The sequence below is a fragment of the Streptomyces sp. NPDC056628 genome, from assembly GCF_042792555.1.
Classification (GTDB): Bacteria; Actinomycetota; Actinomycetes; order Streptomycetales; family Streptomycetaceae; genus Streptomyces.
The window spans coordinates 19380-38519 of the sequence record NZ_JBHTWG010000035.1; the positions used below are offsets into that span (position 1 = coordinate 19380).

Annotated in this window: 18 protein-coding genes and 1 pseudogene; 8 read left to right on the top strand and 11 right to left on the bottom strand. The window is 71.1% G+C overall.

The features are described 5' to 3' along the window. Window positions 1-76: 76 nt before the first annotated feature. Window positions 77-991 carry a Gfo/Idh/MocA family protein gene (locus tag ACFRAC_RS30135; protein WP_382934935.1) on the top strand — a complete coding sequence of 305 codons (915 nt, stop codon included), beginning with the start codon at window positions 77-79 and terminating at the stop codon, window positions 989-991. 99 nt (window positions 992-1090) lie between these two features. Here ACFRAC_RS30135 and ACFRAC_RS30140 read toward each other — a convergent pair whose 3' ends face one another. The 6 genes from ACFRAC_RS30140 to ACFRAC_RS30165 all read right to left on the bottom strand — a co-directional run bounded on the left by ACFRAC_RS30140 (window position 1091) and on the right by ACFRAC_RS30165 (window position 7471). After that, window positions 1091-2308, bottom strand: coding sequence for a PP2C family protein-serine/threonine phosphatase (locus ACFRAC_RS30140; protein WP_382935028.1), 1218 nt, complete (start codon window positions 2306-2308; stop codon window positions 1091-1093). A gap of 213 nt (window positions 2309-2521) precedes the next feature. Next, window positions 2522-2785, bottom strand: coding sequence for a DUF2630 family protein (locus tag ACFRAC_RS30145; protein WP_382934938.1), 264 nt, complete (start codon window positions 2783-2785; stop codon window positions 2522-2524). 299 nt (window positions 2786-3084) lie between these two features. Next, window positions 3085-3894, bottom strand: coding sequence for an SAM-dependent methyltransferase (locus ACFRAC_RS30150; RefSeq protein WP_382934941.1), 810 nt, complete (start codon window positions 3892-3894; stop codon window positions 3085-3087). A gap of 89 nt (window positions 3895-3983) precedes the next feature. Then, complete coding sequence (locus ACFRAC_RS30155; RefSeq protein WP_382934943.1) at window positions 3984-5042, bottom strand: ABC transporter permease; 1059 nt, start codon at window positions 5040-5042, stop codon at window positions 3984-3986. Between the two features lie 515 nt (window positions 5043-5557). After that, window positions 5558-6181: a hypothetical protein gene (locus ACFRAC_RS30160; RefSeq protein WP_382934945.1), complete on the bottom strand. Its 624-nt coding sequence runs from the start codon at window positions 6179-6181 to the stop codon at window positions 5558-5560. A gap of 351 nt (window positions 6182-6532) precedes the next feature. After that, complete coding sequence (locus tag ACFRAC_RS30165; protein WP_382934953.1) at window positions 6533-7471, bottom strand: LysR family transcriptional regulator; 939 nt, start codon at window positions 7469-7471, stop codon at window positions 6533-6535. 122 nt (window positions 7472-7593) lie between these two features. Here ACFRAC_RS30165 and ACFRAC_RS30170 point away from each other — a divergent pair, with 122 nt between their 5' ends. Both ACFRAC_RS30170 and ACFRAC_RS30175 read left to right on the top strand, forming a co-directional pair. After that, entirely contained in the window at window positions 7594-8601 is a 1008-nt protein-coding gene (locus ACFRAC_RS30170) for a DMT family transporter (protein WP_382934958.1), read from the top strand. 123 nt (window positions 8602-8724) lie between these two features. Further along, window positions 8725-9300, top strand: coding sequence for a dihydrofolate reductase family protein (locus ACFRAC_RS30175; RefSeq protein ID WP_382934960.1), 576 nt, complete (start codon window positions 8725-8727; stop codon window positions 9298-9300). Here the strand turns inward: ACFRAC_RS30175 and ACFRAC_RS30180 are convergent. Continuing rightward, window positions 9282-9992, bottom strand: coding sequence for a helix-turn-helix domain-containing protein (locus tag ACFRAC_RS30180; protein ID WP_382934964.1), 711 nt, complete (start codon window positions 9990-9992; stop codon window positions 9282-9284). The two genes, ACFRAC_RS30175 and ACFRAC_RS30180, sit on opposite strands and share 19 nt — an antisense overlap. A 741-nt stretch (window positions 9993-10733) precedes the next feature. On the opposite strand from ACFRAC_RS30180, the gene ACFRAC_RS30185 reads away from it, so the two are divergent. Beyond that, window positions 10734-11618, top strand: coding sequence for a hypothetical protein (locus ACFRAC_RS30185; RefSeq protein WP_382934967.1), 885 nt, complete (start codon window positions 10734-10736; stop codon window positions 11616-11618). Here the strand turns inward: ACFRAC_RS30185 and ACFRAC_RS30190 are convergent. Beyond that, a complete protein-coding gene (locus ACFRAC_RS30190; RefSeq protein WP_382934970.1) occupies window positions 11593-12786 on the bottom strand; it encodes an acyl-CoA dehydrogenase family protein in 1194 nt (397 codons plus the stop codon). The genes ACFRAC_RS30185 and ACFRAC_RS30190 overlap by 26 nt on opposite strands. Window positions 12787-13146: 360 nt before the next feature. Beyond that, window positions 13147-14061: an SDR family oxidoreductase gene (locus ACFRAC_RS30195; protein ID WP_382935032.1), complete on the bottom strand. Its 915-nt coding sequence runs from the start codon at window positions 14059-14061 to the stop codon at window positions 13147-13149. Window positions 14062-14652: 591 nt separating this feature from the next. Here ACFRAC_RS30195 and ACFRAC_RS30200 point away from each other — a divergent pair. Further along, the gene (locus tag ACFRAC_RS30200) at window positions 14653-15468 is read left to right on the top strand and encodes an alpha/beta fold hydrolase (RefSeq protein ID WP_382934975.1); all 816 of its coding nucleotides are present in this window, start codon (window positions 14653-14655) and stop codon (window positions 15466-15468) included. Window positions 15469-15756: 288 nt separating this feature from the next. Here the strand turns inward: ACFRAC_RS30200 and ACFRAC_RS30205 are convergent, their stop codons facing one another. Beyond that, window positions 15757-16626 carry a helix-turn-helix transcriptional regulator gene (locus tag ACFRAC_RS30205; protein WP_382934977.1) on the bottom strand — a complete coding sequence of 290 codons (870 nt, stop codon included), beginning with the start codon at window positions 16624-16626 and terminating at the stop codon, window positions 15757-15759. A gap of 162 nt (window positions 16627-16788) precedes the next feature. On the opposite strand from ACFRAC_RS30205, the gene ACFRAC_RS30210 reads away from it, so the two are divergent. From ACFRAC_RS30210 to ACFRAC_RS30220, 3 genes are all read left to right on the top strand, one after another. Further along, a complete protein-coding gene (locus tag ACFRAC_RS30210; RefSeq protein WP_382934982.1) occupies window positions 16789-17571 on the top strand; it encodes an SDR family oxidoreductase in 783 nt (260 codons plus the stop codon). A 72-nt stretch (window positions 17572-17643) separates the two neighbouring features. Beyond that, complete coding sequence (locus tag ACFRAC_RS30215) at window positions 17644-17871, top strand: tautomerase family protein (RefSeq protein WP_382934985.1); 228 nt, start codon at window positions 17644-17646, stop codon at window positions 17869-17871. Window positions 17872-18189: 318 nt separating this feature from the next. Beyond that, window positions 18190-18864 (top strand): CBS domain-containing protein, encoded by a 675-nt coding sequence (locus ACFRAC_RS30220; protein ID WP_382934992.1) that lies wholly within the window; start codon window positions 18190-18192, stop codon window positions 18862-18864. A gap of 103 nt (window positions 18865-18967) precedes the next feature. Here ACFRAC_RS30220 and ACFRAC_RS30225 read toward each other — a convergent pair. Continuing rightward, a pseudogene (locus tag ACFRAC_RS30225) lies at window positions 18968-19108 on the bottom strand (calcium-binding protein); the annotation flags it as partial. Window positions 19109-19140: the final 32 nt, after the last annotated feature.

Genomic DNA, 19140 nt, shown 5'->3' on the forward strand with positions numbered 1-19140 from the left:
GGCGAGAGCCGTCCCACCCCCACCGTTCCGCGGGCCGTGCCCAACCGAGGGCCCGAGCACAGACAGGACCACCGCCGTGACCACCCCTTCCGGCCCCTTCACCCACCCGCCCGTCGAGGTCGGCCTCGTCGGCGCGGGGCCCTGGGCGCGCGCCATGCACGCCCGCATGCTCGCCGCCGGGCCCGAGACCCGCCTGACCGCCGTATGGGCCCGTCGCCCCGCGGCAGCGCAGGAGACCGCAGCACCCTACGGCGCCCACGTCGCCTCCTCCTTCGACGAACTCCTCGACCGCTGCGAGGCGATCGCCTTCGCCGTACCGCCCGCCGTCCAGGCCGAGCTGGCCCCCCGCGCGGCCCGCAGGGGGAAGGCCCTGCTCCTGGAGAAGCCCCTCGGTCCCGATCTCGCCGCCGCCGAACGCGTCGCCGACGCCGTCCAAGCCGCCGGCGTCGTCTCCCAACTCGTGCTGACCAAGCGCTACCACCCGGCCACCGACGCCTTCCTGGAGGCCGCCCGCGCCCACGAGATCACCGGCGCCCGCTCCTGCTACCTTCACGGCGCCTTCCTGGGCGGGGAGTTCGCCACCGGCTGGCGACTGGAACACGGCGCGCTGCTCGATCTCGGCCCGCACCTCCTCGACCTGCTCGACACCGCCGTCGGCCCCATCAAGGCCATCCGCAGCAGTGGCGACTCACGCCGCTGGATCGAGCTGACCTGCGAACACGAGAGCGGCGCGGTCAGCCAGGCGTCCCTGTCCGGCGCCGTCGCCGTACCCCGCGCACTCACCCGCATCGACCTCTTCGGCCCGCAACAGCCTTTGTCCTACGACACGGCCGACATCGACCACGAGGAGTGCTGGCCGATCCTGCGCCGCGCCTTCGCCACCGCGGTGCGCACCGGCCGACCCACCGCGCTCGACGCGACACGCGGGCTGTACCTGCAGCGCCTCATCGAACAGGCGACCCGCTCCCTGGCGGACCGCCCAACGGCCTGACCCACCGGCGCTCCGATACCGCCCGCATCCGCTCGCGGTTCCGCCGACCGGCGGCAACCGCCTCGCCCGCACGCCCGCGCGGGCTGCGGGCCGGGTGGTTCACGGGGTCAACTCCCCCTGGTCACCGCCGCGCCATTCGGTGAGCAGGACGGTGGCGTCGTCGTCGAGGTTGCCGTCGTGGTGCTCCATGACCGCCGTCATCAGCCGGCGGAGGGTCTCGTGCAAGCTGAGTCGGCCGGAGTGGTGGCGGCGGATGAAGTCGACGAACCGGTCCCGGCCGAACTCCCGTCCCCAGACGTCGCGGGCTTCGACGACGCCGTCGGTGTACAACAGGAGGCGGTCGCCGGGTTGAAGCTGCTCCCCGGCCGTGACGATGGGCAGGCCCAGGTCGGCTCCCATGGGCCCGGCCGGCGGGCAGGACAGGTCAGTGGTCCATCGGTTGTCGCGGATCAGGATCGGCAGATGGTGGCCACGGTTGACCCACGTCAACGTACCGCTGCTCATGTCCAGTTCTGCCAGGATCGCCGTCACGTAGCGGCGCGCGTCGAACTGCTCGATCAGGACGCGTTCCACTTGCCGGCTGGACTCGTCCAGTGAGGCCCCCTGTCGGCGGGCGTTACGGCAGGCGGACACGGCCACGTTGGCCGTGATGCCGGCGGTCGTGTCGTGTCCCATCGCGTCGAAGACGCCAAGGTGGAGGGTGTGGCCCGCCACGGCATAGTCGAAGGCGTCCCCGCCCACCTGGTAGGCCGGTTCCATCACCGCCCCCACAGTCACGTCGTGCCCGGCATAAGCGGGCGGCGGGGTCAGATTCCACTGCATCTCCGCGGCCACGTTCATCGGCTCGGTCCGCACCAGACGCGCGTGGGAGTCGCTGACAGCCCGTTTGCTCAGAAGCAGCAGGGCAGCCACCGAGGCAAGATCGCTCAGGGCCTGGCGGACGGCTTCCGTGTCGGCGTCGGTGTCGGCCCGCAGTACCCCCAGCCGCTCCACACCGTCGGTGACAGCCACCCACCAGCGCCGCCGGGCGGCATCGCCGGCCCGAACCTGTGCGGCTTCCGGGATCACTTCCACGCGCTGGTACGCCTGCCCGGGCAGACTGCCCGACACGGTGAACGACTGCCCGCCCTCCCCCGCATCCGGACCGTGGCCGGTGAGCTGGCGCAGCACTGTCTCCCGCATGTCCACCACAAAGAGCAGCACGTCGTACATGCCCACGCCGGCGGCGTGATCGGCGATCAGACGCGGCAGCTGCTCGAACGTTGCCGTATGGCTGACCTGCATCAACCGCAACAGCGACGCCGCACAGGTCTCGATCACGGTCAGGTCCCCTCGCCGGCCGGACGCACGGGCCCTGCACCGCGTGCCACGCCACGGCTGAGGCCGTTCCTCCACTCCAGTGTCCTGCGAGTACCCGCTTTCCGACGGCATCCCCGATCCGGTCAACCTCCTTCGAGGAGCAGCGCCGCCTCATCGGCATCGAATGGTTGCGGCCGCTTCATCGGCGGAGCCGTTCACCGGGGCCTGAGGTCAGGAAAGGTAGTCCTCCACCTGCGAGGCCGGGCGCACCTGCGCCTCCGCAGGGTCCTGCCCGGCCGCGGCCCGGGCACGGCGCTGACGCAACAGGTCCCAGCACTGGTCGAGCTCCGTCTCCAGCTGGGCCAGTCGCTCGTGCTCGGTCGGCTGGTCGATGGTGTTCTCGGCCAGGCGGTCGCGCAGGTCCTTCTCCTGGCTGATCATCTCTTGGATACGACCGAGGATCTGCCTCTCGGCGTCCGCTTCGGGGTTCGACATGGATCGCTCCCTCACAATGTGGTGCGTCTCGGCATTCCGGCGGCCTGCCGAGTCCGCTCCGTCCGAGCCTCTCGTGTATTGGACGGCCGCGCTCGCAGCCGAAGAGGTGTGGATCAGTCGGTCCAGGCGTTGAAGAGCTTGGTCAGGCGAGGGCCTTGCCGCCCTTGCCACCCCCCACGACGAGCAGATCGACCTCCTCCACGCCGGTGTCCGCCTGCGCGATGCCCCACTCCTCCACCGACAATCCCGTACCCGTCCATCGTCATGCGGCCACCCGTCCGCCGCACCCGACACACGTCTCAGGTCTTGCGGGCCATGCCGGCGACGATGAGGCGTTCCCAGACCGTGAGCTCCCCTTCACCTCGGGCTGGGTCGGACTCGTCCGGCCGCCACAGGGACGCGGGGACGATCCCCGGGTCGAGGATCTCCAGGCCGTCCAGCAGGGAGGCGATCTCCGCGTCCGTGCGCCATCGTCCGCGGCCGAAGGTCTGCTGGAGCACCTTTTCGGCCTCCACGGTCTCGGGGTTGTCGCCGGAGCGGAAGTGACTGATGAAGAAGCAACTGCCGGAGGGGACCTGGTCGCGCCAGTAGCGGACGATGCCGGCCGGGTCCTCGTCGTCGTTCACGTGGTGAAGGATGGCGCTGAGGATGACGGCCACGGGACGAGAGAAGTCGATGATCTCGAGCGTGGCGGGGTGGCGGCGGATGCCTTCGGGGTTGCGCACGTCGACCGCGACGACGCGGGTCAGGTCGTTGTTCTCCAGAAGCGCGCGGCCGTGGACCAGCACCTGGGCGTCGGTGTCGACGTAGACGACCCGGGACTCGGGAGCGTGCCGTTGCGCGACCTGGTGGACGTTGTCCGCGGTGGGCAGGCCACTGCCCAAGTCGATGAACTGCCGGATGCCAGTGGTCTTCGCGATCTCTCCGACCGCCCGGGTCAGGGCCGCACGGTTGGCGAAGGCGATCGCCACCGAACCTGGCAGGTCGCGCTTGAACGTGTCGCCGATCTCGCGGTCCACGGCGTAGTTGTCCTTGCCGCCGAGCAGGTAGTCGTAGACACGGGCGATACTGGGCCTGGTCGGATCGATGGCGGAGCCTTCGTGCGTCATGGCGGCCATTCTTCCCGGCGACATGGCGTGCGCACTCCCGCTTTCGGCACACCCGTCGACCGGCCGGACGGCTGCCACGAGCGCCGGTGTCAGGCGCCGTCGCTCCCGGGTGCCACGTCGTCCGCCGGCCGGCGCTCCCGCCCGCCCGGGTGGCGGTGCCGCCAGATCAGGAACACCGCGCAGGACACCACCGCCCAGCCGGCCAGCACCAGGAACGGGAAGGCGTGCTGGTGCCGGGGGAAGTACACCGCCGTGTGCTGGGCATTGACCGAGGCGCCGGGCGGCAACCACCGTCCGATGACGCCCAGCGCCGACGGCAGCAGCGGCCACGACACCGCGCCGCCCGACGACGGGTTGCCCAGCAGGACCATCACGCCCCAGGTCGGGATCATCGCCCATCGACCCATCCACGTGTTGAACATGGTGAAGGTCATGCCGCTGGCGAACATGGTGAGCGCCAGGATCAGCCACGACTCCACGAACGGCAGATCGAGCGCGCCGAGCAGCCAGTCCACGGCCGCTGCGATGGCGAATCCGCCGAGCAGTGAGTAGGCGGCCGTGAAGGCGATCCGCTCCAGGGCGGTGAGCCCCCGGGCGTGCACGCTGAGCTGGATCGCGCCGACGAAGCCGATGATCACCGCGGCGAGCGAGATGTAGAAGATCGCCAGGCCCCGCGGGTCGCCCTTCTGCAGCGGATTGACGTCCCGGACGGTCACCGACATCCCGGTCGCCCGTCCCACCCTCGGCGCCGCCTGCCGCAACAGCTCCGCCACCGAGGCACCGGAGGCCGACGTCACGTCCAGCAGCACGTGCCGCCCGTCGTCACGCACTTCGAAGATCGCGAAGACACGCTGCTCCTCGACGGCTTCCAGCGCCGTCTCCCGCGAGTCGTAGACGCGCGCGTGCAGCGAGGAGTTGAGCGCCTTGCCCATCCTCGACAGGAAGACCTGGGCCCGCGCGTCCTCGTACGACCCGACGACGGCCGTCGGGATCCGGCGCGGGGTCGGATTGGCCATGGCGTACGTGTACGACCAGGCGAACAGCCCGGCCGCCGCGGCCAGGATGAGTGTGAGCACGGTCGCCGGCCACAGGGGCGTCCTGCGGAAGCGGGCCCAGCGGCCCTCGGGCTCTTCCGGACTGTCTTGCACGTTGCCCGTCCTTGGTCCTTGCGGCTCCTGCTGCCGACTCGCACGCAGGCAGGCCGGACTGCGTCGGGGCCGCACCGGCATGCGTACGAAGCGCTCCACGACGGACTGCGCCGGCAAGCGGAGGATCCCGACCGCCTCCCGCAGCACACGGCGGCACGACGTCGTGAGGTGCGGCTCCATCGTCACGCGGTAGGCACGGCCATCCGGTCACCGACACCCTGCTCGGTCGGGTGAAGACCGCCGCGACGGGAACGGCGGACGTTCACCGCCCCCTCCCCTGACAGGGCCCCTGCCCAGGGGCCTGCCTCACTCGACACCGCGGCCGGCAGCCCGTTCCCCGCCTCCACCACGCACAAGGGAGCCGGCCGATGGCCGATGCACCGTGGCCAGGCCGGCCCGCCCATCGAGGCTCTCCCGGCTGCTACGCACCCGTACGCACCGGACCGGGACCGGGCCGTCCCTCCGATCCCCGTACCGAAGGGACGGCCCCGGCCACCATTGCGGTGGCCGCCCGGTCAGTACAGCTTGTTCACCGCCGTGGTCGTGGTCTTCTTGAAGGCGGCCACCGGCGCGTCGCCGAAGTCGCCCATCTGTCCCCACTTGACGACGGTGACCGTGTTGCCGTCCCGCCCGACCGACAGCAGGGCGACGTCGTTGGCCCCCCACGACGTCTCGGTGTGCAGGCCGCGCACGCGAGCGCCCTCCTCGACGGGCAGCTTGCCGTAGTCCCGGACCTCGGCCTCGACGTCGGGCGAGGATGCCTCGATGCGCTCGGCGCAGGTGCGGATCAGGTCGTCGTAGTGCTTCGCCAGGGCCTTGGCGAGAGAGGCCGAGTCCGCCACGACGGTCAACTGCACGGCGCCGGTGTCCAGATCGGTCCAGAACTCCCGGTTCCGGTAGTCGTAGGAGGGCACGCCCTCCGTGCTCACGCAGAGACCGAGCCCCTCCGGGAACCCCTCGGTGACCGGCCCGGCGGTCCACGACGACGTCGGGTGCGGGGGCAGTTGGGTGGCTGACAGGAACTTGGGCACGGCGGCCTTCGGCGCGGCGCCGGCCGACGGCGCTGCGAGAACCGTGCCCGCCGTCAGGGCGGCGACGGCGAGCGCGGTCAGAGCGCTCGTTCGGATACGCATGGACATGGGTGTTCCCCCGTGGATGAGTGCGTGGACCTGAATACCGGCGGCAAGGCCGGCTGGTCAGCCCGGGCCTCATCGCCGCGACACCAAAAGCATCAACGGTCACAACGGCCGAACGCAACAACCAACGGGCGATCAACCACCATGGAACCATCCCATGCCTTCTGACCTGCGGGAACTTGGGGTGCCTGGGACACCGTTCCGAGCCTCCTTCAGCGAATGAATGCCATCAGTTCCCCGCGGCATGCCTCTCGACGTCCAGCGTGCACGACCGGATGCTGAGTGCTCTTGGTCGGCCCGCCGGCGCAACCCGTCCACGCTGCCGCGCGGTTGACGGCGAGCCACCGACCACTGTCAGATCCCCGGGGCCGTCCCGGCGCCCCCCTCCTGCGTCAGAGGGCCGGTGGCGCAGGCCGCGCCCCGCAGCGCCTTCAGCAGGGCGCGCGGCGCGGGCTGTTCCAAGGCGATCTCCCGTACGGCCGCCGAGATCACCCGGAACGGTTCGGGGCCCCGGACCGGGCGTACGACGACCCCCGGGTGACGGGCGCGCAGTCCCAGCATCGGCATCAGGCCGACGCCGAGCCCTGCCGCGACGAAGCCCTGAGCGGTGGCGTAGTCCTCGCTCTGGACGACGAAATCAGGGCTGAACCCCGCAGCCGCGCAGGAGTCGATCACCGGTTCCAGACAGGGCCCGGGAGGCTCGCTGCCGACCCACTGCTCGCCGGCCAGTTCGTGCAGGTCGACGACCTCCTCGCCGGCGAGGGGATGGCCGAGGGGCAGTACGGCGGCATACGGGTCATCGAGCAGCCGGACGAGTCGGAAGCCGTCTCCGGCGTGGTCAGCCGACCGGACCACCACGGCCAGGTCGGCCCGGCCTCGCGCCACTTCCTCGAAGGGATCGTCCGGATCGCTGAGTCGAAGGTCGACACGGACTCCGGGGTGCTCGACGCGGAGGCGGGCCAGGGCCGGGGCCACCAAGGTGGATCCCGCGGTGGCGAAGTAACGCACGGACAGGCGGCCGGTGCGTCCGGCGCGAAGGTCGGCGAGGGCGCTCTCCGCCCGGGCGAGCGCCGCGCTGATCAGAGCCGCGTGCTCGGTCAGCAGCAGGCCGGCGGCCGTGGGCCGCACACCCCGGCCGACTCGCTCGAAGAGTGCCGTACCGGCTTGTCTCTCCAGGGCCGCGATCTGCTGACTGACGGCGGACGGTGTGTAGCCCAGATGGGTCGCGGCGGCGGTGACCGTTCCGCTCGTGACCACCGCGCGCAGGACCTGGAGTCGCCTCACATCAAGCATGTAGTGCAGCTTAACAATCCAGGTAGAACTATTCGCTTGTTCTGAAGGTCGGGCTGAGGCAGGTTCGTAGGGCCCGAGATCGAACGAGCCGTCGGACCTGGTGGGGAGAACGCAGTATGAGCATGGGGAGTTTGAAGGGCGTCGTGCGGGTGGTGGTGCTGGCCTTGCTGTGGGGCTCGACCTTCCTCTGGATCGAGCTTGCGCTCCGGGGGCTCTCTCCGCTCCAGGTCACGTTCGTCCGCTGCATACTCGGCGCGCTCGTCCTCGCCGTCGCCTGCCGTGTGTCGGGCCGGCGCTTTCCGCGAGGTGCCTCCGTCTGGCGGCACATCATCGTCGCGGCCTTCTTCTGCAACGCGCTGCCGTTCGCGCTGTTCAGCCTGGGGCAGCAGACCGTCGACTCGGGTCTCGCCGGCGTCCTCAACGCCACGACGCCGCTCTGGTCGATGATCCTCGGGCTCGCCCTGGGCTCGGAACGAGGTCTCCGCCCGGTCCGCCTCACGGGCCTCGTACTCGGCTTCGCCGGTGTGCTCCTCGTCTTCGCGCCCTGGCAGACGACGGGGCGGATCGGCTGGGGCGCTCTCGCCATCCTCGGAGCGGCCGCCAGTTACGCCGTCGCGTTCACGTACATGGGCCGCACCCTCGTCGGGAAGGGAACGCCCACCCTCTCCCTCTCCGCCGGCCAACTCGTCGCGGCGAGCGGGCTGACCGCTCTCGCCATGCCGTTCGGCGGTCTGGAGCCGGTCGACGCGGGGCCCGTGGTCGTGATCGCGGCCGTCGCCCTCGGCGTCCTGTGCACCGCGATCACGTTCCACCTCACCTACCGCATCATCAACGACGAGGGGGCCACCAACGCGGCCGTCGTCGGGTACCTGCTGCCGGTGGTCTCCGTCCTCCTGGGCGCGATCGTCCTGGGTGAGGACCTGAGCGTCAGGGTGGTGCTGGGCATGGCGGTCGTCCTCGCCGGCGTCGGGATGACCCGGGCCACGCAGGGGAAGGCCGCCGCCCCGGCTCCGGCCAGCGGAAAAGAAGGGAAAGGACCGTTCGCAACCCCCGGCGAGGTAACCGCCGCGGAGGACGCGGCCGGCGACACCCCGTCCGCCCGGCCTGTGGCTGCGGAGAGCGCACGCTGAGCGGCGCGTCCCTGCCTCTCGCGGTCGGTGCTGCTCCCACCCGGTGTCGTTTTCGTCCAAGACGCCGCCGCGGCCCGGACCTAGCCTGAGGTCAGGAGCTCAGCCCGTGATGAGGAGACACAGATGCGTAAGCTGGTCTACACCGGATTCATGTCGCTCGACGGCGTTCTGGACTCGCCCGGTGGACCCGAGGAAGGGCACCGCAGCGGTGGCTGGGTGGTGAAGGACCTGGAGTTCGTCCCGGAAGCCTGGTCGCTGAAGGCCGAGGAACTCGCCGATACGACGGCGCTGATGTTCGGCCGTCACAGTTACGAGGCCTTCGCACCGCTCTGGCCCGCCTCCGAGGACCACGCCTCCTACAAGGAACTGCCCAAGTACGTGGTGTCGAGCACCTTGCCGGACGACGCCCTCGTCGACGGATGGGGGCCGCTGACGATCCTTCGCACGACAGAGGACGTCGCCGAACTCAAGGAGAGCGAGGGCGGGTCCATCTACATCCACGGAAGCGCCGACCTGGCGCGGCGGCTGTCGGAGGCCGGCCTCATCGACCAGTACAACCTGCTCGTCTTCCCCGTCCTCCTCGGCGCCGGCAAGAGCCTGTTCCACCGGGCCGACCGTGACAAGCAGATGCTGTCCCTGCGGGAGTCGGACAGCTATTCCAACGGGATCCTGAAGCTGGTCTACGACGTCGAGCGCTGAGCCAGGTCGAGTGCGATCGCGCCGCCCGTGCCGTCGCGCAGTTGTCCGGCGGTACGCCCCACGTAGGTGCGCAGCGCCCGGGCGAGGTGCGGTTCGTCGAAGTACTCGAACTTGGCGACGACGTCGGCGGCCGTGTCACCGGCCGTCAGCAGTTCCGCCGCCGTACGGGCCCGCTCGATCTGCCGCACGGCCCCCCGTGTCAGACCGGTGGCGGCCCGGAAACGGCGCTCCACGGTCCGGCCCGAGACCGCCGGTTCGTGCCCTCGCAGCACCTCGGTGACGAGCGGGTCACGCACCACGATCCCGGCTTTGACCAGCCGGTCCACCAGGGCCTCTGCGTCATCGGCACCCGGTGTCCGCCAGCGGGCGCCGTCCAGTCGGAACGTCCGGCGTGTGGTGTCGGGGAGCTCTAAGCCGCCGTCGACCAGCTCGGGTGTGGGCAGGACCCGCAGCGAGGTGCCGACGGCGAACTCGATGCCGGTGAAGGCGGCGCCTTCCGGGACGGGCGCCGTGCTCGCGCGGGTCTCCGGGCCGGTGACGGCCGCGTAGTGCCTGCCGTCCTGCTCCCAGAACACCAGGCCCCAGCGCACACCCGCCACGGATGTCATCGTCGTGACCCGCTCGCTGGTGCAGGTCCATACGCTGTCGACCCACGGTGAGTCCGACCGCCGTATCTCGAAGCGCAGCTCCACGCTCGCAGGATACGACGGGGCGGCCGCGGGCACCGGCCGGAACCGGGTACCGGGCCGGCGGACTGTGCGTCACCTGGGGGGGAGATCGTCATGCCGGACGAACTGACCGTCCGCCGCATACTCGGCGACCAGCCGTTCGCCGGGATCGGTCGGCCGGTGTGGGCGGTGACGGACGCGCCTCACGGTTGCGTCATCGCCGCCGGTGACCTCGGGCATGTCATGTGGCGCGGTACGGGCCAGTGGCTCGGCCACCGGATCGGCGTGTACGAGGCCGGCACCCTCCGTCCACGCCACGTCGTCGCCTCCCGCTACCCCGTATGTGCCGTCGAACCCCACCCCGAGCTGCCGCTCGGGAGGACGACAGGCTCGCGATGCTGCTCTCCCCCGAGGACAGGGACGGCGGCTTCCGCACGGGCTTCGAACTGGCCGTCGCGGCGGACGACTGGCTGTCCGCTCCGCCCGGTCTGGTCGACCCCGATCGCGCATGCCATCCCATGATCGAGAGCGGCCTCCTGCACGACCCTGGGGTGGAAGACGCGCTCGCGCGTCTGACGCGGGGCCGTTGGCGGCGGCGAGCGGAGGTGCGGGACCTCGCCGTGCTCGCGGACGGCCGGGTGCTCGCCACCGGCCGGCACACGGACCTCGAGTGCTGGGATCCGTCGGGCGCGCCGACATGGGCACTCCCCGCGACCGGGGAGGGCGGCCCGCGTCGAGGCGGCCCCGGACGGCCGGTCGGCGTGGGTGACCTACCAGGGCTACCGGCGCCACGAGGTGACGGGCCGGCAGGTCGACCGCGGCACCACCGTGAGGCGGATAGCGACGGCGGACGGCCGTGTGATGGACAGCGTGGACATGTCGTCGGCCCCGGCGCCATCCGCCACGGACGAGGGCTGGCTCGCCCTGTGCACGCGAGGCCGCGAGGCACGGGTGGCACTCCTTCTCGCCCCCACACACCAGGAAGCGGCACGTCTCGGCCTGGCCCCCAACCGTTCCAACTCCCCCACGCTGCGGGTCAGACACAGCGCGCGTCTGCTGTACGTGGACGGTCCGGGCCCAGGCGACGACGCACCGTGGATCAACGTGATCGAGCCCGCGGGCGAGCAGGATCGGGCCGTTCCGCGCGCCCTGTTCCCCTTGCGCTGGGACGCGGCGTCAGCGCTCCAGCCCTGGTACGGGCCCGCCGTCGAGTTGACGGACGCCCTCGTCCACGCGGGCCGGTCCTACCGACAGGGCGCCACCTACGCGGAGGCCCGCGAGGGCACGTACGTCGTGAGCCGGGGCCTGCCGGACGGGGCGGCACGCTGGGTGCACGAGACCGACGAGCCGCTCGCCGACCTCGACGGCGACGAGCGGAGGGTCTACGTCGCCTACCTCACGGGTGAGGTGGAGACCCTGGACGCGGCGACCGGCGAGGTGCGAGCCCGGCACACCTTGAGCGCCCACGGCCACCCGGTCACACCGATGTCCATGGCGTACCGGGCGGAGCGGCGGCGGTTGGTCGTCGGACGGTGGACGGGCGGATCCTGGACTGTTCGGTCCGGGAGTGACCGGGCCTCCAGGAGCCACCCACCACAACAGGATTCCATTGTCCGCCGAGCCATCAGACGAACGCGCTCTCCCCGGTGATCGCCTTGCCGACGATCAGCGTGTTCATCTCCCTGGTCCCCTCGAAGGAGTAGATCGCCTCCGCGTCCGCGAAGAAGCGTGCGACGTCGTAGTCCAGGACGATGCCGTTGCCTCCGAAGATCTCCCGCGCCCAGGCCACGACCTCCCTCATACGGGCCGTCACGTGGGCCTTCGCCAGTGAGGAGTGCTCGTCGCGGAACACGCCGGAGTCCTGCAGCCGCGCCAGTTGCAGGAGCATGCCCCAGCTAGAGGTGATGTTGCCCAGGCTCTTCACCAAGAGGTCCTGGACGAGCTGGAAACCCGCGACCGGCCGCCCGAACTGCTGCCGTTCGGTGGCGTAGCGCAGTGCCAGTTCATAGGCGCCGATCATCACCCCGAGCGCCTGCCAGGCGACGCCGCTGCGCGTGGCACGCAGGATCTCGGCGACGTCACGGAACGAGGACGCGTTCTGCAGACGGTCGTCCTCCGGTACGCGGACGTCCTCCAGGGTGATGTCCGCGTTCTCGACCATGCGCAGCGAGGTCTTGTTCGCGATCCTCTCCGCCGTGAAGCCCGGGGTGCCCTTGCCGACGACGAACCCCTTCACCTGGTCGTCCTCGACGTCGCGCGCCCAGACCACCACGTGGTCGGCGAAGGTCGCGTTTCCTATCCAGCGCTTGGCACCGTTGAGGACCCACGTGTCGCCTTCGCGCCGGGCCGTGGTGCGCATGCCGGCCGCGATGTCGGAGCCGTCCAGCGGCTCGGTGAGCGCGAAGGCGCCGATGGTGTCCATCCTGGCCATCTTGGGCAGCCAGCGGTCGCGCTGAGCCTGGTCGCCTCCGGCCTGGATGGCGTACATCGCGAGCCCGTTGTGGACGCCGAAGAAGGTGGCGACGGATGCGTCGACCCGGCTCATCTCCATCGCCATCATCCCGGTCAGCAGGTGGCTGGCGGCGGGGCCGTGGTCGCCGTAGCCCTCGTAAGCCAGTCCTACCAGTCCGCTCTCCCGGAACCTGCCGATGAGTTCCCTGGGGAAGACGCCCTCGGCCCAGTGCTCGGCCACCAGCGGCGCGACCTGGTCCCGCATGAACTCCCGCGTCCTGACCAGGGTCTTGCGCTCCTCCGGCGACAGGGCGGCCTCGAAGTCGTAGAAGTCGGCGGCGTTCTGCGGATCCGTATGCGTAGTCATGGATGCCGTCTTCCACGCTTCCGCCGCGTGATGCGTGAGCCCGGACCGTCCTCCTCGAACGGGCCACGTCGGGTCCGAGGCCGGGGCGGGCGCTACGGCCGGTGGTGCTTCCGGAGGGCCCGGACCGCCGTCGCGACGGCTTCGTCGGCACTCGTCGAGCGGCCGTCCCCATCGGCTGCCACCCACGCCCGCCCGTCCTGCGCCGCGCGGGCCACGTCGCGTCCACCGGCGCGGTGCGGCTGGGGCTGGTTTCCGGGCGGCCGTCGGCGGCCCGGAACCACACGGCCGTGGGCCGGCACCGAAGTGTGGGTCAGCCCCGGAAGCCGAACCCCGGGAACCGGTCACGCGTCCGCGCAGGCGTCATCGCGGGGGGCGGGACCGCTGGGCATCCGAGCTGTAGGCGTCCCAGTCGGCTCGTCCGCCCGCGCCCATCACCCCGACGTCGACCGCGAGCTCTGCGGCGGTCGATCGTCGCAGCTCGCTACGGGCCACGCGGGTGACCAGGGCGGGAAACAGCGGGCGCAGGGGCTGGCACCAGCGCAGCCAAGGTGGAGCGTAGATGTGGAGGGCGCGGCGGTGGACTCCGGCGGTGAGCCACCCGGCGACCTGGTCGGGGCTGTGCACACGGCGGGCGAACCACGGCTGGTGTGCCCGCAGAGCCCGCAGGACCGGGTGATCGTCCAGTCCGCTGATCATGTCGGTTCCGGTCCAGTGCACGTAGGCGATGCCGACGGCGACACCGTCGGGCTCGACCTCGCCGCGCAGGGCCCGTGCGAAGGATTCCGCACCGGCCTTGGAGGCGCAGTAGGCGCTCATCATGGGTGCCGAGCCGAAAGCGGCGGTCGAGGCGATCTGCAGGAAGTATCCGCGGGTACGGGTCAGGTGCGGCAGGAAGGCGCGGGCGGTGTTGGCCGCACCGATCAGGTTGACGTCGATGACACGCCGCCACAGGTCGGCGTCCGTCTGGCGGAACGGGCCGCCCGCCGCCACGCCGGCGTTGGCGACGACCACGGACGCGTCCCCCAGTTCCCGCGTGACCTGCTCCGCCGCGCGGTCGAGTGCGTCCTGGTCGGTGACGTCCGCCTCGACACACAGGGTCGGGCCGGGAAGTGCCGATGCCGCCTGATGGAGGGACTGCGCCTCGCGTCCCAGCAGGGCGACGTGCATGCCGGCGCCGGACAACTGCCGTGCGAGAGACGAGCCGATTCCGCGGGCGGCCCCGGTGACGACCGCGACCCGCCCCCGGAGAGGGTCGTGGACGGCGTCGTTGCGCATACGGTGCTCGCTCTCCACTGCTATGACGTGTCGGCGCATTCTGCGTGTGCCCTCCCTGGCACCAAGGCGGCTGAAACCCTGCGCGGCGCCCTCTCATTCCTTCGGACCCCTTCAACTGCGTCAGGCTCCGTCGGTCGAGGGCTCGCCACGTATTCGCCGAGCGGGCACTGTATGGATGCAGACCCGCACCTTCCCCTGCCTCAGGCAGGCGGCGCCGGCGCCGGACGTGCGTCGACGTGGCTTCGGCCGCCAGTGGTGCGCATGGGTTTCCTGAAGGCCGTCATGCGCCGTCCGGCGGTGATCGCGGCCCGAATGCTCCGGGGCGGCAGGTGTCAGCCGGCCGTGGGGGTCCGCTGACCGCTGGGGGCGCCGAGCTGGAGACGTGGCAGGACCTTGCCCGCTCCTCCGACGTCGCCCGTGCCTGACCCCGATCGAGGCCTTGATCACTCATGGCTTCGATCACCGAAGGCCCTGGCTTGCGAGCGCGTCGGCGAGGGCCCGCACCCGGCGAGCGTGGCGTGGGCCCCGCTCGGCGACGTGTGCGGTGTACGCTGCCGCGACGACCCCAACACCCCGTACGAGGACCGCCCGATGAGCCGAGCACTGGTGAACGGCGCCACGCTCCACTACGACGACATCGGCCCCTCGACGGGGCTGCCGGTCCTCCTGATCCACGGGCACCCGTTCAACCGCACCCTGTGGGCTCCGCAGAGCGAGCAACTGGCCGCGGCCGGCTACCGCGTCGTCACCCCGGACCTGCGGGGGTACGGCGACAGCGACGTCTCTCCCGGGCGGGTGTACCTGTCCGACTTCGCAGACGACCTCGTCGGTCTCCTGGACTCGCTCGGCATCGACCAGGCAGTGGTCGGCGGTGTCTCGATGGGCGGTCAGATCGCCATGGAAGTGCACCACCGCTACGCCCGTCGCGTGCGCGCTCTCGTCCTGTCGGACACCTCTGCGCCGGCCGAGAGCGCCGACGGCAGGGCGTTCCGCAATCGCCTCGCCGACCGGTTGCTCGCCGACGGCATGGCCGGCTACGCGGACGAGGTCATCGACAAGATGCTGGCCGCCTACAACGTCACCGCTCTACCGGACGTCGCCGCACGTGTCCTGGCGATGATGCGTGCCACCGACCCCCGCGGCGCCGCGGCCGCCCTGCGCGGGCGGGCCGAACGGCCCGACTACCGGGAGACGCTCACCGGCGCGCGGTGCCCGGTACTGATCGTCGTCGGTGCCGACGACGTCTACACCCCGGTGTCCGACGCCGAAGCCATCAGCCGCCTGGTGCCGCACGCCGTACTGTGCGTCATCGACGGTGCCGGGCACCTTCCAGGCGCAGAGCAGCCGGAACGCTTCAACAAGGCTCTGCTGCACTTCCTGCAGACACAAGTCGCCGACCTGGCCTGACGAAGCGATGTGTACAGAACCGGTCTCGGACTCGAAGGACCCGGCCGCGGCCGAGTGGGCACAGAGGGATCACGAGGCGGCAGCGGCGGCAGAGACGGCCGACGGGTCGCAGGACCAGGTCCCACCCCGCCCCTGAGGGGCGCGACGCCCCCTCGGGGCCGATCATGGCAGGCACGACGACGGACTCGGCGCGGTCGCCGACGCCGCGTCCCGGACCGTCGGTGGAGTCGGTCGCGGTCAGTCCGGAAGCGCGGCGTTTCGCCACCCTCGCGGCGGCGTCGCCGGCGGTTACGGTGCCTCGCCCTCCGGAACGGTCATCTGCTGGGTCCCGATGACGGACAGCAGTTCCAGTTGTTCGGCCCCCTCGCTTCCGGGCGGAGCGGTGAACCACAGCAGGCGTTGCCGTCCGTCCTCGCTGAGCAGGTTGAAGCAGTCGAGCTCGATGACGCCCAGCATGGGGTGGACGATCCGCTTGTGATCCATGCGGCGCACCGCCACATCGTGGGTGTCCCACAGCGCTGCGAACTCCTCGCTGCGGCGGCGCAACACGGCGATCATCTTAGAAACCTCGATGTCCCCGCCTCGCCGGGCAGCGGCTGCCTGGAGGTCGGCGACGAAGACCCGCGAGTGGTGTGCGTGGTCCTCGGGCGGGTAGATCTCGCGGGTCTGCGGATCGGTGAACCAGCGGTACACCAAGCTGGCCGCCGGGCCGCGCCGGGCGGGGGAATCACCGAGCAGGGCCCGGGCCAGGTCGTTCTCCACGAGGGTCTCGTGCAGATCGGTGATGACGCGGACGGGGGTGTTGGACAAGCGGTCCACCAGGCCGAGAAGCGCGGGCTGCACGTGTGCCGACGCCCCGTGCGCCGACGGCGGGACCGGCCGTTCGGCGAGGTGGAACAGGTGGTCCCGCTCGTCACGGTTCAGGCGCAGAGCCCGGGCGAGGGCGCCCAGCGTCTGGGCCGAGGGCTGCACCCCGCTCTTCGCGCTGCCGCGTTCCAGCTCGGTGTAGTAGTCCACCGACAGCCCGGCCAGCTGCGCCACCTCTTCACGGCGCAGTCCGGGGACGCGTCGGCGCGGACCGTGCGGCAGGCCTACGTCGGTGGGGCGGATGCGGTCGCGTCGCGTCCTGAGGAAGGCACCGAGCTCTGGGAGGTTCACCCCTCCATGGTCGCCTGCGGGCCGTGACGCAGCCAGGGGGTGACAACCCCCGGGTAGACGCAACCCTGGCTGGCGACAGGCCGCCCACGGACGATGGTCAGGACATCGGGGCGACGGCAGGACCGCGACCCATCCCCATCCCCATCCCCATCGGAGTCAGGCATGTCAGTCCCCACTTCCCCCGAAGGAACCACCGCCGCACCCCCTTCCTCCGTCTCACGCCGCGTCGCGATCGTCACCGGTGGCTCACGCGGCATCGGGCGGCGGGCCGTCGGCCGACTGGCCGCCGACGGGTGCGCCGTCGTGGTCGGCTACGCCGGCAGCCAGGACAAGGCGGAAGCCGCCGTCAAGGAAGCCGTCGCCGCCGGCGGCCAGGCCATCGCCGTACGCGCGGACGTCGCCGACGAACACGCCGTCGCGACCCTGTTCGACACGGCCGAGGAACACTTCGGCGGCGTCGACGTCGTCGTCCACGCCGCCGGCCGCATGGCCCTCGCCCCCATCGCCGAACTCGATCTGACCGTCCTGGACGAACTGCACCGCACCAACATCCGCGGCACCTTCGTCGTCGCCCAGCAGGCCGCCCGACGCGTCCGCCCCGGCGGCGCGATCATCACCTTCTCCACCTCCGTGGTGAAGCTCTCCTTCCCCGGGTACGGCGCCTACGCCGCCAGCAAGGGCGCTGTCGAAGCCATGACGCTCATCCTCGCCCGCGAACTGCGCGGCCGGGACGTCACCGTCAACGCCGTCGCACCCGGCCCCACCGCCACCGACCTCTTCCTCGACGGGAAGGACGAACAAACCATCGCCCACCTCGCCTCCCAACCGCCGCTCGAACGCCTCGGCACCCCCACCGACATCGCCGAAGTCGTCGCCTTCCTCGCCTCCCCCGCCGGTCACTGGATCAACGGACAGGTCGTCCGCGCCAACGGCGGAATCATCTGAGAACGCCCGCCCCGCGCACATTCCGTCGCGCACAGCTCCGTACAGCGCCTCACCGAGAACGGGAAACCAGTCATGCCTTTCGCCAACTTCAAGATCCCCGCGAAGACCCTCACCACGAAGCAGAAGGAGGAGATCGTCACCCGCACCACCGAGCTGTACGTCGAGCTCTACGGCGAACGCGCCCGCGCCAACACCATGGTCCTCGTCGAAGAGGTCACCGACGGCGGCTGGGGCATCGGCGGCAACGTCCTGACCCTCGCCATGCTGGAAGAGGGCACACCGACCGGCACCGAGGCCTGACGCGCTCGCCGCTCACTCGGTCGGGGGCAGCCCGTCCGAGTGAGCGCCCGCCCGGTCGACCGGGCGGGCGCACCGCAACGGCGTTCACATGTTCGATTCCAGTCGTGCGGATCACACGCCGCAGGTCGCGTCGCCGTCACCGAGGACCACCGGTGATGTGGGGCGATCCCCAGGTGGTCGGCCGTCGCGCGAACGGCTGTCTGGGCTGCCGCCTTCCCCACGCATACGACTATGTTCGAAGGAGGGAGCGAGGGGCATCACCGAGGCGCCACCGGACGCTTCCCCTTCACAACGGTGGTGGGAGAAGGGAATGCCTCGATGAACCACCAGAAGGTGCGCGACCAGATGAGCGAGGCTGTCGTCCGTGTCCAGGCCGGTACGCCGTTCAAGGAGATCGCCCACCTGCTCCAGGAGTACGACATCACCGCCGTTCCCGTCGTGGACGACCAGAACCGTCCACTGGGTGTGGTGTCGGAGGCGGACCTCCTCCAGAAGATGCGGGGCGAACCGCAGGACGCCGAGGACGGGTCCGACGCCTCCGCGGGGCCGGGAAAGGCCCGCGCCATCGACGCGGCGGGGCTGATGACGTCGCCGGCGCTGTGTGCGCGGGAGGACTGGAGCGTGGTCGACGCGGCCCGGATGATGGCGCGACACGGCGTGAAGCGGCTCCTCGTCGTCGACGCCGACGGCCGTCTGATCGGCGTGGTGAGCAGGAGTGACCTGCTGCGGGTGTATCTGCGGACGGATCAGGCGATCCGCAGGGAGATCGTCGAGGAGGTCCTCGTCAAGGCCCTGGGCGAGTCCCCTTCCGAACTGCAGGTGGACGTCACGCACGGCCATGTCGTGCTCAGTGGGCGCCTGTCGTCCCGGACGGCCGTCCCCGTGCTGGAGGACATGTGCCGGGAGGTCGACGGGGTCGTGGCCGTGGAGTTCAGGCCGCTGCGCGCGGCGGGCCCCGACGACCCGTCGGGGCCCCCGTCCCGGGCCGTCTGAGGTGGCCTCGTCGCCCTTGCCGATCCTCGGTCGTGACGGGGGACGACGAGCCCGTGCGCCGCACCGGGGGCCTCGTCGCGGACGAATCAGGCGTCGGCGAGGCGAGCGCGGGGGCGGCGAGCGAAGGTACGGCGGCGGCGTGCTCCTCGGCGCTGACCCGGCCGTCGCCATCCGTGTCGAGGGCGGCCTGGAGTTCGCGCCACCAGGCGGCGAAGGCGTCGTAGAGCCGGGTCTCCTCGGGTTCGCCTGAAACCTCGATCGGCACGCTTCGCTCGG